The sequence below is a fragment of the Streptomyces sp. NPDC052109 genome (assembly GCF_040680195.1).
In the GTDB taxonomy this organism is placed as follows: Bacteria; Actinomycetota; Actinomycetes; order Streptomycetales; family Streptomycetaceae; genus Streptomyces.
In genome coordinates this window covers 24,286-41,202 of record NZ_JBFAWF010000041.1, presented here as the reverse complement: position 1 = coordinate 41,202, position 16,917 = coordinate 24,286, and the positions used below count along the sequence as shown (strand labels likewise).

2 protein-coding genes are annotated in these 16,917 nt (G+C 75.8%); both read right to left on the bottom strand.

Annotated features, from left to right (window positions below; translation table 11 throughout):
* On the bottom strand, positions 1-6,008 hold a 6,008-nt coding region (locus AB0L59_RS40855), incomplete at its 3' end, for a type I polyketide synthase (RefSeq protein WP_365592898.1).
* 112 nt (positions 6,009-6,120) lie between these two features.
* Positions 6,121-16,887 (bottom strand): type I polyketide synthase, encoded by a 10,767-nt coding sequence (locus AB0L59_RS40850; protein WP_365592896.1) that lies wholly within the window; start codon positions 16,885-16,887, stop codon positions 6,121-6,123.
* Positions 16,888-16,917 lie beyond the last annotated feature (30 nt).

Below are 16,917 nucleotides of genomic sequence, written 5' to 3'. Positions count from 1 at the left end.
TTGGACGCACCGTCCTGATTGACCGCGGAACCACGCACAACCGCCAGCACCGGATGACCGTTCGCCCGCGCGTCCGACAACCGCTCCAGCACGAGCATCCCGGCGCCCTCGGACAGGGCCGTGCCGTCCGCTGCGTCGGCGAAGGACTTGGCGCGGCCGTCGGCGGCGAGGTTGCGCTGCCTGCTGAAGTCCACGAACGTGTCGACGGTCGACATCACGGAGACGCCACCGGCCAGGGCCAGGGTGCACTCGCCCTGGCGCAGTGCCTGGGCGGCCAGGTGCAGCGCCACCAGGGACGAGGAGCACGCCGTGTCCACGGTGAGGGTCGGGCCCTCCAGACCGAGGGCGTAGGCGACCCGGCCGGAGGCCACGCTGGCGAGGCTGCCGTTGCCGAGGTAGTCGCGCACGGCCTCGGGCACGTGGTGCAGGCGGCTGCCGTAGTCGTGGTACATGACGCCCGCGAAGACGCCGGTACGGCTGCCGCGCACGGACTGGGGGTCGATACCGGCCCGCTCCAGCGCTTCCCAGGACGTCTCCAGCAGCAGCCGCTGCTGCGGGTCCATGGCCAGGGCCTCGCGAGGGCCGATGCCGAAGAAGTCGGGGTCGAAGTCGGCGGCGTCGTACAGGAAACCGCCCGCTCGGGTGGAGCAGTGGCCGGCCTTGCCCGGCTCGGGGTCGTACAGGCCGTCCAGGTCCCAGCCGCGGTCGGCGGGGAAGGTGCCGATGCCGTCGCCACCGTCGGCCAGCAGCCGCCACAGCTCCTCGGGGGTGCCGACACCACCGGGGTAGCGGCAGGCCATGGCGACGATCGCGATCGGTTCGTCCGCTTCCCGCTCGGCCATTTCGGTGGTCGACTCGGCCTGCGCGCCGAAGAGTTCCGTCCTGAGGTGGCCCACGAGCGCGCTCGCGTCGGGGTAGTCGAAGACGAGCGTGGCGGGCAGGCGCAGGCCCACGGCGTTGCCGAGGCGGTTGCGCAGTTCCACCGCGGTCAGCGAGTCGAAGCCCACCTCGCGGAAGGAGCGGCGGGGATCGAGCGTCATGTCGCTGGCGTGCCCGAGCACGGCGGCGACATGGGTGCGGACCAGTTCCATGAGGGCGGCGTCGCGTTCGGCGGGGCCGAGGACGGCCAGCCGGTCGGCGAGCGAATCGGAGTCCGTGCGGGAGGCCGCGGTACGGCGGGCGCGTGCCGGCACCAGGCCCCGCAGGACGGCCGGGACGTCGGTGGCGCGGCGCAGGGTCGCCAGGTCCAGGCCGACCGGGACCAGCAGTGGCTCGTCGGTCTCGAGGGCCGCGTCGAGCAGGCGCAGGCCCTCCTCGGTGGGGAGGGGACGGATGCCGGCGCGCGCCATGCGTGCCACGTCGGCGTCCGTGAGGTGGGCGGTCAGTCCGGTGCGCTGCTCCCAGAAGCCCCAGGCCATTGAGTGCGCCGGCAGGCCGTGGTGCCTGCGGTGGGCGGCCAGCGCGTCGAGGAAGGCGTTGGCGCAGGCGTAGCCGGACTGTCCGGCGCCGTCGACCGTGCCGGCGGCGGAGGAGAACAACACGAACGCCGCCAGGTCCAGGTCCGCGGTGAGTTCGTGCAGGTGCCAGGCGGCGTCGGCCTTGGGGCGCAGTACGGCGTCCAGGCGTTCGGGGGTCTGGTCGGTCACCAGTCCGTCGTCGAGGACTCCGGCGAGGTGGACGACGGCGGTGAGCGGGCGGTCGGGCGGTATCTCGGCGATGAGCCCGGCCAGTTGCTCGCGGTCGGCGGCGTCGCAGCGGGCCACGACGAGGTCCGCGTCCACGTCGGCGAAGTCGTCGGCGGCGGTGCCGCTGCGCCCGGCCAGCACCAGGCGGCGCACCCCGTGCTCGGCGACCAGGTGCCGGGCGACGAGGGCGCCGAGGACGCCGGTGCCGCCGGTGATCAGTACGGTGCCGTCCGGGTCGAGGGACGGTGCCTGTCCCCGCGCATCGGAGCGGGCCAGCCGGGGCACGTGCACGGTACCGTCGCGCAGGGCGAGCTGGGGCTCGCCGCTCGCCGCGGCGGCGGCCACCGCGGCAGCCGCGTCGCCGTTGTCGCAGTCCACGAGCACGAACCGGCCGGGATGCTCGCCCTGAGCGGCCCGGACCAGGCCCCACACGGCGGCTGCCGGCAGGTCGGTGACGTCCTCCTCCCCCACCGCCACGGCGCCCCGGGTGAGCACCAGCAACCGTGCGGGGGCGGTGCGTTCGTCCGCGAGCCAGGCCTGTACGGCGGCCAGGACCCGCTCGGTCGCGCGGCGGGAGCCGGTGACCGGGTCGTCGTCCCCGCCGGCCCGCAGCACCACCCACCCCGGCACGGTGGCCGGCGCGACGGCGCCCGGTTCGTCGAGGACCGCGTGCTCCGGTGCGGGCGCCGCGGATACGGCCAGTGCCGGCCACTGCAGGCGGTACAGGTCGTCCACCGGCGCGGTCGACGTGAGTGCGGCAGGGTCGACGGGCCGCGAGACCAGCGCCTCGACCTCTGCGACCGGGGCGCCCGTGGGGTCGGCGAGCTGCAGGGACAGCGGGTCGCCGCCGTGCAGCCGGACCCGCAGGGCGGTGGCCCCGGCCGCGTACAGCGAGACCCCGGTCCAGGCGAACGGCAACCGGGCGGTGTCCTGGCCGTGGGTGCCGAGGCCGTCGGCGTGCAGGGCGGCGTCGAACAGGGCCGGGTGCAGGGCGAAGGTGTCGGCGTCGACGGGCAGTTCGACCTCGGCGAAGGTCTCGTCGCCGCGCCGCCAGGCCGCGCGCAGACCCTGGAAGGCGGGCCCGTAGTCGTAGCCGAGGGCGGCCAGGTGGGCGTAGGCGTCCTCGACCGGTACGGGCTCCGCGCCCCGCGGCGGCCAGGCGCTCAGGTCGAAGGCGGGCGCGGTGGTCTGCGGGGCGAGCAGGCCGGTGGCGTGCAGGGTCCAGGCGGCGTCGGCGGCGCCCTCGGGGCGGGAGTGGACGGTGAGCGCACGGTGGCCGGTGTCGTCGGCGGGGGCCGCGCGCAGCTGCAGCTGGACCGCGCCCCGGTCGGGCAGCAGCAGGGGCGCCTGGAGGGTGAGTTCGGTGAGGTGTCCGCAGCCGAGGTCGTGGCCGGCGCCGAGCGCCAGCTCGACCAGGGCGGTGCCGGGCAGGAGGGCGGTGCCGGACACGGCGTGGTCGGCCAGCCAGGGTGCGGCGGCAGCGGTGAGGCGGCCGGTGAACAGGGTGCCGCCCTCGGCGACCGGCACGGCGGCGCCGAGGAGCGGGTGGCCGGTGGTCTCCAGTCCTGCGGCGCCGACGTCGCCGGCGGAGGCGGACCGCCCGAGCCAGTACCGCTCGCGCTGGAAAGCGTAGGTGGGAAGGTCGGCGGAGCGTACCGGCATGCCGTCGAACACGGCCGACCAGTCGACCGGGACGCCGGCGACGAAGGCCCCTCCCAGGGCGGCCAGGACGCGCTCGGGGCCACCGTTGTCGCGCTGCAGCGAGCCGAGACCGGTGATGTCGGCGCCCGCGGCGTCGGCGGTCTCCTCGATGCCGTGCAGCAGCACGGGGTGCGGGCTGCACTCGACGAACACGCCGTACCCGGCGTCGAGCAGGGTGCGCGTGGTGGCCTCGAACAGCACGCTCTGCCGCAGGTTGGTGTACCAGTAGTCGGCGTCCAGGCTGGCGGTGTCGAGCCGGGCGCCGGTGACGGTGGAGTAGAACGGCACCTCGGCGGGCCGGGCCTCCACGCCCGCCAGTTCGGCGAGCAGCCGTTCCCGGATCGACTCGACATGGGCGGAGTGCGAGGCGTAGTCGACCGGGAGCCGCTTGGCGCGGTCGCCGCCGGCCACGATCGTCTCGCGGAGCTCGTCGAGGGCGTCGGCGTCACCGGACAGCACCACGGAGGAGGCGCCGTTGACGGCGGCCACCGCGACACGGCCGTCGTAGCAGGTGACGAGCTCGCGCACCCGGGCCTCGGGCAGGGCCACGGACATCATGCCGCCACGGCCGGACAGTTCACGCGCGATGGCCCGGCTGCGCAGGGCCACGATGCGGGCGCCGTCGGCGAGGGAGAGCGCGCCGGCCACGCAGGCGGCGGCGATCTCGCCCTGGGAGTGGCCGATGACGGCGGCGGGCCGGACCCCGTGCGCGCGCCACACCTCGGCGAGCGACACCATGATCGCCCAGAGCACGGGCTGGACGACGTCCACGCGGTCCAGCGGCTGCCGCGCGCGGACCGTCTCGACGAGGTCCCACTCGGTGACCGGCGCGAGGGCGGCCGCGCAGTCGGCCATGGTGGCGGCGAACACGGGTGAGGTGTCGAGCAGGTCGGCCGCCATGCCGGCCCACTGGGAGCCCTGGCCGGGGAAGACGAAGACTATCCGGGGCTCCCCGGCCGGCCTGCCACGGACCACGTTCGGTGCGGCGCCGCCCTCGGCGAGCGCGGTCAGGCCCGCGGTGAGGGAGGGCAGGTCGGCGCCGGTGACGACCGCGCGCTCGTCCAGTGCGGCGCGCCCGGTGGCCAGCGTGTGGGCGATGTCGGGGACCGGGTCGGTGCCGGCGCTGAGGTGGTCCAGGAGGCGGCGGGCCTGCGCGGCCAGGCCCTGCTCGCCCTTGCCGGACAGCACCAGCGGGAGCGGTCCGGTCCAGGCGGGCTCCTCCGTGCGCGGCTCGGGCTCGGCGGCGGCCTCCACGATGACATGGGCATTGGTGCCGCTGATGCCGAAGGAGGACACGGCGGCGCGGCGGGGCTCGCCGTCCTCGGTGGGCCAGTCGCGGGCCTGCCTGAGCAGTTCCACGGCACCGGCCTCCCAGTCGACCTGGGAGGTGGGGTGTTCGGCGTGCAGGGTCCTGGGCAGCCGGCCGTGTCGCATGGCCATCACCATCTTGATGACGCCGGCGACACCGGCGGCGGCCTGGGTGTGCCCGATGTTGGACTTGACCGACCCGAGCCACAAGGGCTCGTCGCGGTCCTGGCCGTAGGTGGCCAGCAGGGCCTGCGCCTCGATGGGGTCGCCCAGCGGGGTGCCGGTGCCGTGGGCCTCGACGGCGTGCACCTGACGAGGTTCCAGCCGGGCGTTGGCGAGGGCCGCGCGGATGACACGCTGCTGGGAGGGTCCGTTGGGGGCGGTGAGGCCGTTGGAGGCGCCGTCCTGGTTGACGGCGGTGCCGCGCACGACGGCCAGCACGGGGTGGCCGTTGCGCCGGGCGTCGCCGAGCCGCTCCAGCAGGAGCAGGCCGACGCCCTCGCCCCAGCCGGTCCCGTCCGCGCCCTCGGCGAAGGACTTGCAGCGGCCGTCCTCGGCGAGACCTCGCTGGCGGGAGAAGTCGACGAAGGTGTCGGGCGTGGACATCACCGTGACGCCGCCCGCGAGGGCGAGGCCGCACTCGCCGGTGCGCAGCGCCTGCACCGCGAGGTGGAGGGCGACGAGCGAGGACGAGCAGGCGGTGTCGACGGTGACGGCGGGGCCTTCCAGACCGAGGAGGTAGGAGACGCGCCCGGAGGCGACGCTGCCCAGGTTGCCGTTGCCGAGGTAGCCCTCCACGCCTTCGGGCACCTCGGTGAGCCAGCTGCCGTAGTCGTGGTACATGACGCCCGCGTAGATGCCCGTGCGGCTGCCGCGCAGGGTGTGCGGGTCGATGCCGCCGCGTTCGAAGGCCTCCCAGGCGGTCTCCAGCAGCAGCCGCTGCTGTGGGTCCATGGCGAGGGCCTCGCGCGGGCTGATGCCGAAGAAGCCGGGGTCGAACTGCGCGGCGTCGTACAGGAACCCGCCCTCGCGTACGTGGGTCTTGCCGGGGGCGTCGGGGTCGGGGTCGTAGATGCCCTCGACATCCCAGCCGCGGTCCGGGGGGAAGTCGCCCACGGCGTCGGTGCCTGCGTCGACCAGCTGCCACAGTTGCTCGGGCGAACTGACGCCGCCGGGATAGCGGCAGCTCATCGCGACGATCGCGACGGGTTCCTGCGCCGCCTCGGTGATCCGGTCGTTCTGCTGGCGCAGCCGCTCGTTCTCGAGCAATGACTCGCGCAGCGCCTCGACGATCTGCTCGACGGATGTGTCCACGGTCGGTGTCGCTCCCTGCTGGTTCGGCGGCGCTGGTGACGCGGTGGAGGGTGCGCCGGAGACGGGGTGGGCCCGGTGCCCGACGCGGCGCGCCGACGGGCACCGGGCGCGGTCAGTGGGTGCTGCTGCGGTCGAGCGCGGCGCGCACGAGGTCGGCCACGGCCATGGACTTGATGTCCATGGCCCGGTCGGCGGGGGCGGGGGAGGTGCCCTGCTCGGACAGTTTCAGCAGGCTGTCGAGCAGGCCGGCTTCCCGGATGCGGGCGACGGGGATGCGGGAGATCAGGTCGCGCACCTCGTCGTCGCCGTGCGAGGTGGCGCTGGGCCCGGGGTCCTCGGTGTCCGGCAGGAGCCGTTCGAGGAGGTGGCCGGCGAGCGCCGCCGGGGTGGCGTAGTCGAAGATCAGCGTGGACGGCAGGCGCAGCCCGCTGACCCCGTTCAGCCGGTTGCGCAGTTCGACGGCGGCGAGCGAGTCGAAGCCCAGCTCGGTGAAGGCGCGGCGCGGCTCGACGGCGGCCGGTCCGGCGTGCCCGAGGACGGCGGCGACCTCCGTGCGGACCGCTTCCAGCACAGTGTGCTCGTGGTCGGCGGCGGGGAGTTCGGCCAGGTGCTCGCCCAGCGTGCGGATCCGGTCGTCGCGGTCCGGGTGAGGGGCGGCTCCGGCCAGGGTGCGCAGGACGGCCGGCAGGTCGTCGCCGCGCCGGCGCAGGGCCGCCGTGTCCAGCCGTACGGGCACCAGGGCGGGACTGCCCGAGGCGACGGCTGCGTCGAACAGCTCCAGCCCCTCGTCCGGGTCGAGCGCGCCGATGCCGGAGCGCTCGATGCGCTGGACCTCGGCCGCGTCCAGCCCCGCGCCCATGCCGGCGCCGGACCACAGGCCCCAGGCGAGGGAGGTGGCGGGCAGGCCGAGAGCGGCACGGTGGGCGGCCAGCGCGTCGAGGAAAGCGTTGGCGGCGGCGTAGTTGCCCTGGCCGGAGGCGTCGATGGTGCCGGCCGCGGAGGAGAACAGCACGAAGTGGGACAGCTCCCGCTCCAGGGTCAGTTCGTGCAGGTGCCAGGCGGCGTCCGCCTTGGGCCGCAGCACGGTGTCCAGCCGCGCCGGGGTGAGCGAGGCGACCAGGCCGTCGTCGAGGACGCCGGCGGTGTGGACGACGCTGTCGACGGGGTGCGCGCCGAGGAGGGCGGCGAGCGCGGCGCGGTCGGAGACGTCGCACGCGACGATATCGGCCGCGGCACCCGACGCCCGTAGCTCCGCACGGAGTTGTGCGGCGCCAGGTGCCTCGGTCCCACGGCGGCTCGTGAGGACCAGGCGGGTCACGCCGTGCCGCTCGGCCAGGTGCCGGGCGACCAGGGCGCCGAGTCCGCCGGTGCCTCCGGTGACGAGGACGGTGCCCCAGGGGCGGTCCGGCCCCGGCGAGTCGTCGGCGCGGGCCAGTCGGGGGACGTGCCCCCGGCCGTCCCGCCACCGCGCCTCGGGCTCCCCGGAGTCGAGGAGGGCGGCCAGCGCGGCCCGGTCGGGTACGGGGCCGTCGGGCCCGGTCCGTCGGACGAGGAGGATCCGGCCGGGGTCCTCGGCCTGCGCGGCCCGTACCAGCCCGTGGACGGCGGCGTCGGCGATTCCGTCCCCGGTGAGGACGACGAGCACGGAATCGGCGTGGCGGCCGTCGGCCGACCAGTTCCGCAGCGTCTCCAGGGTGCGGCCGAGGACGGACCGCACGGCGCCGGGCAGCTGCTCTCCCTGGGCGCGCGGGGCGGTGACCGGCAGGATCACCACGTCCGGCACGGTGCTGCCGAGCGCGTCCAGGCCGGCGTGCACCGGGGCGCCGAGGCCGAGGTCGTCGTCGCCGAGGACCGCCCACGTACGGCGGTCGGGGCGCCCGGCGGCCTCGGGCAGCGGTTCGTCGGTGACGGTGTAGAGGTGGCGCTGCTGCCGGGTGAGCCGGTCGGCGGTGACGGGACGGGTGACATACGACTCGACGGCGGCGAGGGGCCGGCCCTCGGTGTCGGCCAGTTCGATGCGGGTGCCGTCGCCGCCCGGTGTGACGCGGACGCGAGCGGTGAGGGCTCCCTGGGCGTGCAGAGCGACTCCGGACCAGGCGAAGGGCAGGGCGATCCCCTCGCCGGGCTCCGCGGCGCCGTCCAGCAGGGACGTGACATGCAGGGCGGAATCCAGCAGGGCCGGGTGCAGGGCGTGCCTGGCGGCGTCCTGCCCCGCGCCGGCGGGCAGTTCGACGTCGGCCAGGAGGCTGTCGCCGTCCCGCCAGGCGGCCCGTACGCCGCGGAAGACGGGGCCGTAGTCGTAGCCCTCGGCGTGCAGGCGCGGATAGAGGCCGGTGACGTCGAGCGGGGTGGCGCCGGGCGGCGGCCAGGCGCCGGGCGCGGCCGGGAGTGCGACGGCGGGGCCGGTGAGGGTGCCGGTGGCGTGGCGCGTCCAGCCCTCGTCCTCGGGGGCGTTCTCGGCACGGGAGTGGATCTCGACGGTGCCGTCCGGGCCCGCGGCGACCTGGAGGCGTACGGCGGTGTCCGCGGGGAGCACCAGCGGGGCCTGGAGGGTGAGTTCCTCCACGACGGGGCGTCCGGTGAGCCGTCCGGCGTACAGCGCCAGGTCGACCAGTGCGGCGCCGGGCACCAGGGCCGTGCCCAGCACGGCGTGCTCGGCGAGGACCGGGTGCGTGGCGGTGGAGATCCGGCCGGTCAGCAGCAGCCCCGCGTCGCCGGGCAGATCCAGGCGGGCGCTGACCAGCGGGTGGTCGACGGCGGCGAGCCCGTGCCCGGCGGCGTCGCCGGCGGTGACGGCGGGCGTGGGGAGCCAGTACCGGCGGTGGTCGAAGGCGTAGGTGGGCAGCTCGACGCGCCGCCCCGCGTACGTCTCGTACAGCACCGCCCAGTCGACGTCCGAGCCCCGCGTGTGCACGGCGGCCAGCGCGGCCAGCAGTCCGGGCAGTTGGGCGGTGTCCTTGCGGGCGGTGGCGACGAACGCGGTGTTCTCGGCGTCGGGCAGGCAGTCCGGGCCCATGGCGGTGAGCACGGGCGCGGCGCCGAGTTCGAGGAAGGTGTCGGCGCCCTTCGCGGCCAGCGTGGTGCAGGCGTCGGCGAAGCGCACGGTCTCCCGCACGTGCCGCACCCAGTAGTCGGCGGAGCCGAGTTCGGCGGCGGTGGCCGGGGCGCCGGTGAGGGTGGAGACGATCGGCACGGCCGGCTCCGCGGCCTCGATGCCGGCCATGACCTCCTGGAACGCGGCGAGCATGGGCTCCATGCGGGGCGAGTGGAAGGCGTGCGACACGCGCAGCCTGCGGGTGGTCGTGAAGCGCGCGGCGATCTCGCCGACGGCGTCCCCGTCACCCGAGACCACCACGGCCCGGGGGCCGTTGACGGCGGCGATCGCGCACCGCTGACCGTCCAGCAGCGGCGTGACCTCCTCCTCCGACGCCTGTACGGCGATCATCGCGCCGCCCTCGGGCAGCGCCTGCATGAGCCGGCCGCGGGCGGCGACGGCGGTGACGGCGTCCTGAAGCGACCACACGCCGGCGACGTGCGCGGCGGCGAACTCGCCGACGGAGTGGCCGGCCAGCCAGTCGGGGCGCAGCCCGAAGGACTCCAGCAGCCGGTAGAGGGCGACCTGTGTGGTGAACAGGGCGGCCTGGGTGTAGGCGGTCCGCTCCAGGGTCTCGGCGTCGTCGCCGAGGACGACCTCGGTGAGGGGTCGTTCCAGGTGCTTGTCGAACAGTGCGGCGATGCGGTCGAAATGCTCGGCGTAGACAGGGAAGGCGTCGTACCAGTCGCGGCCCATGCCCCGGCGCTGAGCGCCCTGGCCGGCGAAGAGGTAGGCGAGGGTGCCGTCGGTGGCGGAGCCGGTGACGAGCAGTCCCGGTGCCTCGGCGCCGCGGGCCAGAGCGTCCAGCGCGGTCGCCGCCTGGTCGTCGCCGGTCGCGAGGAGCACGGCGCGGTGGGGGTGGGTGCCGCGGGTGGTGGCGAGGGCCAGGCCGAGGTCGGCGGGGGTGGTGCCGGTCAGCTCCAGCAGGCGGCGGGCCTGGGCGCGCAGGGCCTCGGGCGAGCGGGCGGAGACCGGGAGGGCGAGCACCGGGGGGGCGGTGGCGGGGTCCGCCTCCAGGGGCTCGGGTTCGGGGAACTCCTCGAGGATCACATGGGCGTTGGTGCCGCTGATCCCGAACGAGGAGACACCGGCGCGGCGCGGCCGGCCGGGGGCCCGCCACGGGCGCTGCTCGGTGAGCAGCTCCACGGCACCGGCGTCCCAGTCGACCTGGGGGGACGGCGCGTCGACGTGCAGGGTCTTGGGCAGGACACCGGTGCGCATCGCCATGACCATCTTGATGACGCCGGCGACGCCGGCGGCGGCCTGGGTGTGCCCCATGTTGGACTTGATCGAACCCAGCCACAGCGGGCTGTCCCCGGTGTGCGCGGCGCCGTAGGTGGCCAGCAGCGCCTGGGCCTCGATCGGGTCGCCGAGGGTGGTGCCGGTGCCGTGTGCCTCGACGGCGTCGACGTCGGCCGGGGTGAGGCCGGCGGCGGCCAGGGCGGCCCGGATGACGCGTTGCTGGGAGGGGCCGTTGGGGGCGGTCAGGCCGTTGGAGGCGCCGTCGGAGTTGACGGCGGAGCCGCGGACCAGCGCGAGCACCCGGTGACCGTTGCGGCGCGCGTCGGAGAGGCGTTCGACGACGAGCACTCCGGCGCCCTCGCCCCAGCCGGTGCCGTCGGCCGCGGCGGCGAACGACTTGCAGCGGCCGTCGGCGGCGAGGCCGCGCTGCCGGGCGAAGTCGACGAAGGTGTCCGGCGTCGACATGACGGTGACGCCGCCGACCAGGGCGAGGTCGCACTCGCCCTGTCGCAGGGCCTGGGCCGCCAGGTGCAGGGTGACCAGCGAGGAGGAGCAGGCGGTGTCGACGGTGACGGCCGGGCCCTCCAGACCGAGGGCGTAGGCGACGCGGCCGGAGACGACGCTGCCGAGGCTGCCGTTGCCGAGGTAGGCGGCGAGGTCCTCGGGCACCTCGGTCAGCCAGGTGCCGTAGTCGTGGTACATGACGCCGGCGAACACCCCGGTGCGGGAGCCGCGCAGGCGGTGCGGGTCGATGGCGGAGCGCTCCAGCGCCTCCCAGGACACCTCCAGCAGGAGCCGCTGCTGGGGGTCCATGGCGGTGGCCTCGCGTGGGCTGATGCCGAAGAAGTCCGCGTCGAACTCGGCCGCGTCGTAAAGGAAGGCGCCCTCGCGGGTGTAGGTGCGGCCCGGGGCGCCCGGCTCCGGGTCGTACAGCGCCTCGGTGTCCCAGCCGCGGTCCGTGGGGAAGCCGCCGACCGCGTCGACGCCGTCGGCGACGAGCCGCCACAGGTCCTCCGGGGAGCGGACCCCGCCGGGGTAGCGGCAGCTCATGCCGACGATGACGATCGGGTCGCCGTCGCCGGCGGTGCGCGCGGCGAGGGCGGCGGCGGTCTCCTGAGGGCCGGTACCGAAGAGGGTGTCGCGGATGTGGTCGGCGAGGGCGCGGGAGGTGGGGTGGTCGAAGACGAGGGTGGCGGGCAGCCGCAGCCCGGTGGCGGTGTTGAGCCGGTTGCGCAGCTCGACGGCGGCCAGCGAGTCGAAGCCGAGGTCGGTGAACGCCCGGCCGGGGTCGACGGCGGACGGCCCGTCGTGCCGCAGTACGGCCGCCACTTCGGTGCGCACCAGGTCGAGCAGGGCGCGGTCGCGGTCGGCGGCGGGCAGCGCGGCCAGCTGCCCGTCCGTGGCCGCCGCGGGGGCGGTGCTCGCGGCCGCCCGGCGGGTGACCGGACGGACGAGGGTGGTCAGCAGCGGCGGTACGCCGTCGGGGCGGCGGCGTACGGCGGCGGCGTCGATCTCCACGGGTACCAGGTGGGGTGCGCGGGAGCGGAGGGCCGCGTCGAACAGCTCCAGGGAGCGTCCGGCGGACAGGCCGGGGATGCCGTAGCCCGCGATGCGCTCGCGGGCGGTGTCGTCCAGGGCGGCGCCCATGCCGCTGTCGGTGGCCCACAGGCCCCAGGCGAGCGCGGTGGCCGGCAGGCCGAGGGCGGCGCGGTGCTCGGCGAGGGCGTCGAGGTAGGCGTTGGCGGCTGCGTAGTTGCCCTGGCCGGGGCCGTCGAGGACGGCGGCGATGGAGGAGAAGAGCACGAAGCGGGCGAGGTCGCGGCCTCGGGTCAGCTCGTGCAGGTGCCAGGCGCCCAGCGCCTTGGCGTGGAAGACCTCGTCGACCATCTCGTCGGTCAGCGTTTCCACGACGCCGTCGCGGACGGCGCCCGCGGCGTGGACGACGGAGTCCACGGGGTGTTCGTCGAGGAGCCGACGCAGGGCCTCGCGGTCGCCGACGTCGCAGGCGGCGACGGTCACCTCGGCGCCGTGCGCGGTGAGTTCGGCGTGCAGGTCGGGGGCCGTACCGCGACGGCCGACGAGCACCAGGCGACGTACGCCGTGGGCGCGGACCAGATGGCGGGCGAGCAGTGCGCCGAGGCCGCCGGTGCCACCGGTGACGAGGACGGTCCCCCAGTCCGTGGCGGGAGCCGGTTCGGCGGCGGGCTGCGCGATGAGCCGCGGAACGCTGAACCGGCCGTCCGCCAGGGAGACTTCGGGTTCACCGGTGGCGATGATCTGGCACAGGTCGGCCTCGGAGGGCAGGGCCTCGTGCTCGACGAGGACGTACCGGCCGGGGTTCTCGGCCTGGGCGGAGCGGACCAGACCGCGGACGGCCGCGTGGGCGGGGCCGTAAGGCGCGGTGACGAGGACGAGCCGGGTGTCGCTGAGGCGCTCGTCCGTCTGCCAGGTGCGCAGCAGCCGCAGGACGTGGTGGACGTGGGTGCGTGCCTCGGCGGCGTCGGCGCTCGCCCGCCCGGGCACGCGGTGCACGACGGCGTCCGGGGCGGGGCCGTCGAGCAGGGCGTCGACGGAGCCCGTGAGGACGGCGGTGCGCAGGGGTGCGGTGGTCACCGGTCGGGGATACGGCGACCGGCGCACGGCGTAGAGGACATCGCCCGTCGGTACGGGACGGGAGGTCAGACCCTCGATGTCGGCGACCGGGGCGCCCGTTGCGTCGGCGAGGTGCAGGGCGATGGTGTCGCCGCCGCCACGCGTGATCTTGACGCGGAGGGTCGAGGCACCGGAAGCGTGCAGGGTGACGCCGGTCCAGGCGAACGGCACCAGTACCTCGGCACGCGCCGGTGCGTCGAGGTCGGCGGCGTGCAGGGCGGCGTCGAGCAGCGCCGGATGCAGCCCGAACCCGCTCGCGTCGGCGGCGGCGTCCTCGGGCAGGGCGACCTCGGCGTAGACGTCGTCGCCGTGCCGCCAGGCGGCGCGCAGCCCCTGGAACGCCGGCCCGTAGCCGTAGCCCTGCTCGGCGAGGTCCGCGTAGACGCTCGCGGTGTCGAGCGGCTGGGCGTCGCGCGGGGGCCACACGGTCAGGTCGGCCCCGGCGGCGGGGACGGCCGCGGTGAGGACACCTGCGGCGTGCTGGATCCAGGGGGCCGCCTCGTCGGCGCGGGTGTGGACCGTGACGGTGCGGCGCCCGGAGTCGTCGGGTTCGCCGACGGCTACCTGGACGGCGACGTCCTCGTCGGCGCGCAGCACGAGCGGGGCGCCGAGGGTCAGTTCTTCCAGCGTGTCCGCGCCGACGTGGTCGCCGGCGCGCAGGGCGAGTTCGACGAAGGCGGTGCCGGGGAACAGCACCTGCCCGGCGATGACGTGGTCGGTGAGCCAGGGCTGGGTCCGGGTCGACAGGCGCCCGGTCAGGACGACGCCCTCGGCGCCGACGGCGACGACGGCCGCCAGCAGCGGGTGGCCCGCGCGGAGCTGGCCGAGGCCCGCTGCGCCGGTGGCGGTGCTCTGCTCCAGCCAGAAGCGGCGCCGCTGGAAGGGATAGAGGGGCAGGTCGATGCGGCGCCCGCCGAGGGAGGCGAAGTGCCGCTGCCAGTCGACGGGGACGCCACGGGCGTGGGCGGCGGCGAGCGCGGTGACGGCCTCACGTGCCTCGGGCCGCTCGCGGCGGAGCACCGGCAGGAAGGCGGTGCCGGCTGCGTCGGTGCAGTCCGGGCCCATCGCGGACAGCACGGCGTCGGGGCCGACCTCCAGGAACGTCCGTACCCCGGCGTCGGCGAGCGCGCGGACGGCGTCGTGGAAGCGGACCCGGGCCCGGACGTGCTCCACCCAGTACTCGGGGTCGCACAGCTCGGTGGTGACGGGACCGCCGGTGACGGTCGAGACGACCGGCAGCTTCGGCTCGGCGTAGTCCAGCACCTGCGCGACGCGGCGGAACTCGGCCAGCATCGGTTCCATCAGCGGCGAGTGGAAGGCGTGACTGACCCGCAGGCGCTTGGTGTCGTGGCCGCGCGCGGAGAGTTCGGCGGCGATGCGCTCCACCTCGGCCGCGTCGCCCGAGACCACCACGGCCGCGGGGCCGTTGACGGCGGCGATGCCGGTGCGCGGCGTGAGCAGCGGTGCCACCTCCTCCTCGGCGGCGCGTACGGCGACCATGGCGCCGCCCTCGGGCAGCCGCTGCATGAGCCGGCCCCGGGCGGCGACGAGGATCGTCGCGTCCTGGAGGGTGAGCACGCCGGCGACGTGCGCGGCGGCGATCTCGCCGACGGAGTGCCCCGCGAGCTGGTCCGGGGTGAGGCCCCAGCTCTCCAGGAGCCGGTGGAGGGCGACCTCCACGGCGAACAGGGCGGGCTGCGCGTACTCGGTACGGTGCAGCAGTCCGTCCTCCTCGGTGCCGGGCTCGGCGAACAGGACGGACTTCAGCGGCCGGGCGAGCTGGAGGTCGAAGTGGGCGCAGGCGTCGTCCAGGGCGTCGGCGAACGCCGGGTAGGTGGCGGCGAGTTCGCGGCCCATGCCGATGCGCTGGCTGCCCTGGCCGGTGAAGAGGAAGCCGAGTTCGCCGTCGGCGCGCGCTGTGAACGGCGCATCCGTCGAGGCCAACTCCTCGAGTGCGGCGCGCAGTTCGGCTTGGTCGGCGGCGACGAGGACGGCACGGTCGGGCAGGGCGGCCCGGGTGGTGGCCAGCGAGTGGGCGAGGTCGAGCGGGTCCGTCTCGTCCAACAGGGGCAGCAGGTCGGCGGCACGGGCCCGCAGGGCGGCTTCGCCCCGGGCGGACAGGGTGAAGGGCAGCGGGGTCCCGGCCGGCAGGGCCGGGCGGGTGTCGGCAACGGCCGCCCGGGGCTGCCGCCCCTCCGCCTGGCCGCCGGCCGCGGGCTCCGGCCGCTCGGCGACGTCGTCGTCCGCCGGCTCCGGCTGCTCCAGGATGACGTGTGCGTTGGTCCCGCTGACCCCGAACGACGACACGCCGGACCGCCGGGGCCGGCCGGTCTCGGGCCACGCCCGCTGCTCGGTGACGAGTTCCACGGCCCCGGACGACCAGTTGACGTGCGGGGTGGGCGCGTCGACGTGCAGGGTCGCCGGTATCCGCCCGTGCCGCATGGCGAGGATCGTCTTGATCACGCCGGCCACACCGGCGGCGGCCTGGGTGTGTCCGAGGTTGGACTTGACCGAGCCGAGCAGCAGGGGCGCGTCGGCGGGTCGGCCCTGGCCGTAGGTGGCGAGGAGCGCGGTGGCCTCGATGGGGTCGCCGAGCCGGGTGCCGGTGCCGTGCGCCTCGACCACGTCGACGTCGGCGGCGGTGAGCCCGGCGTCCGCGAGGGCCCGGCGGATCAGCCGCTGCTGGGAGGTGCCGTTGGGTGCGGTCAGGCCGTTGGAGGCGCCGTCCTGGTTGACGGCGGAGCCGCGCACGACGGCGAGCACGCGGTGTCCCTGGCGGCGGGCGTCGCCGAGCCGCTCCAGGACGAGCACGCCGACGCCCTCGGCGAAGCCGGTGCCGTCGGCCGCGGCGGCGAACGCCTTGCAGCGGCCGTCGGGCGCGAGGCCGCGCTGCCGGCTGAAGGCGGTGAACACGCCGGGGCCGCCCATCACGGCCACACCGCCGGCGAGCGCGAGCGAGGACTCGCCCTGGCGCAGCGAGCGGCACGCCAGGTGGAGGGCGACCAGGGAGGCGGAGCAGGCGGTGTCGACGGTGACCGCCGGCCCCTCGGCGCCCAGCACATAGGCGACCCGGCCGGAGATGACGCTGGAGGCGTTCCCGGCGAGCAGGTAGGCGTCGAGCCCGTCCGGGGCGTCGTGCAGGCGCGGCCCGTACTCCTGCACCTCGGCGCCGAAGAACATGCCGGCCGGGGTGCCGCGCAGCCGCGTGGGGTCGATGCCGGCGTCCTCCAGTGCCTGCCAGGAGGTCTCCAGGACGAGCCGCTGCTGCGGGTCCATGCCGAGCGATTCGCGTGGGCTGATGCCGAAGAACCCGGCGTCGAACTCGGTGGCGGTGTCGAGGAACCCGCCGCTGCGGACGTAGGCGCTGCCGGGCACCTCGGGGTCCTCGTCGAAGAGGGCGTCCAGGTCCCAGCCGCGGTCCTGCGGGAACCCCGAGAGCACCTCGCCCCCCTCGGTCAGCAGCCGCCACAGGTCGGCGGGCGAGGAGATGCCGCCGGGGAAGCGGCAGCCGATGCCGACGACGGCGATCGGTTCGTCGGCAGCGCCGTCACCGGACGGCTCGGGGTGGTCCTCCGCCGTGCCGTTGACCTCGGCGAGCAGCCGGGCGGCCAGGTCGTGGACCGTGGGGCAGTCGTAGGCGAGGCCGACCGGCAGCTCCAGCCCGGTCCGCTCGGTCAGCCGCCGGTGCAGATCGACCGCGGCGAGGGAGTCGAGTCCCTGCGCGGAGAACGGAACGGCCGGGTCGAGGGCGTCCAGCGTGCCCGGCCGGGCCGCTTCGATCGCCTCTGCCACGACCGTGCGCACCAGTTCGGTCACCAGCCTTCGGTGCTGGGAGGGTACGGCCGTGGCGAGCCGTCGTCCCAGAGTCGAGTCGGATCCGGGCCCGTTCATCCACGCATCTCCACTTTCGGCCGACACCGT

Coding starts and splice junctions, on each gene's coding strand:
- AB0L59_RS40850 (WP_365592896.1), bottom strand. CDS start 16,887: ATGAACGGGCCCGGATCCGACTCGACTCTGGGACGACGGCTCGCCACG.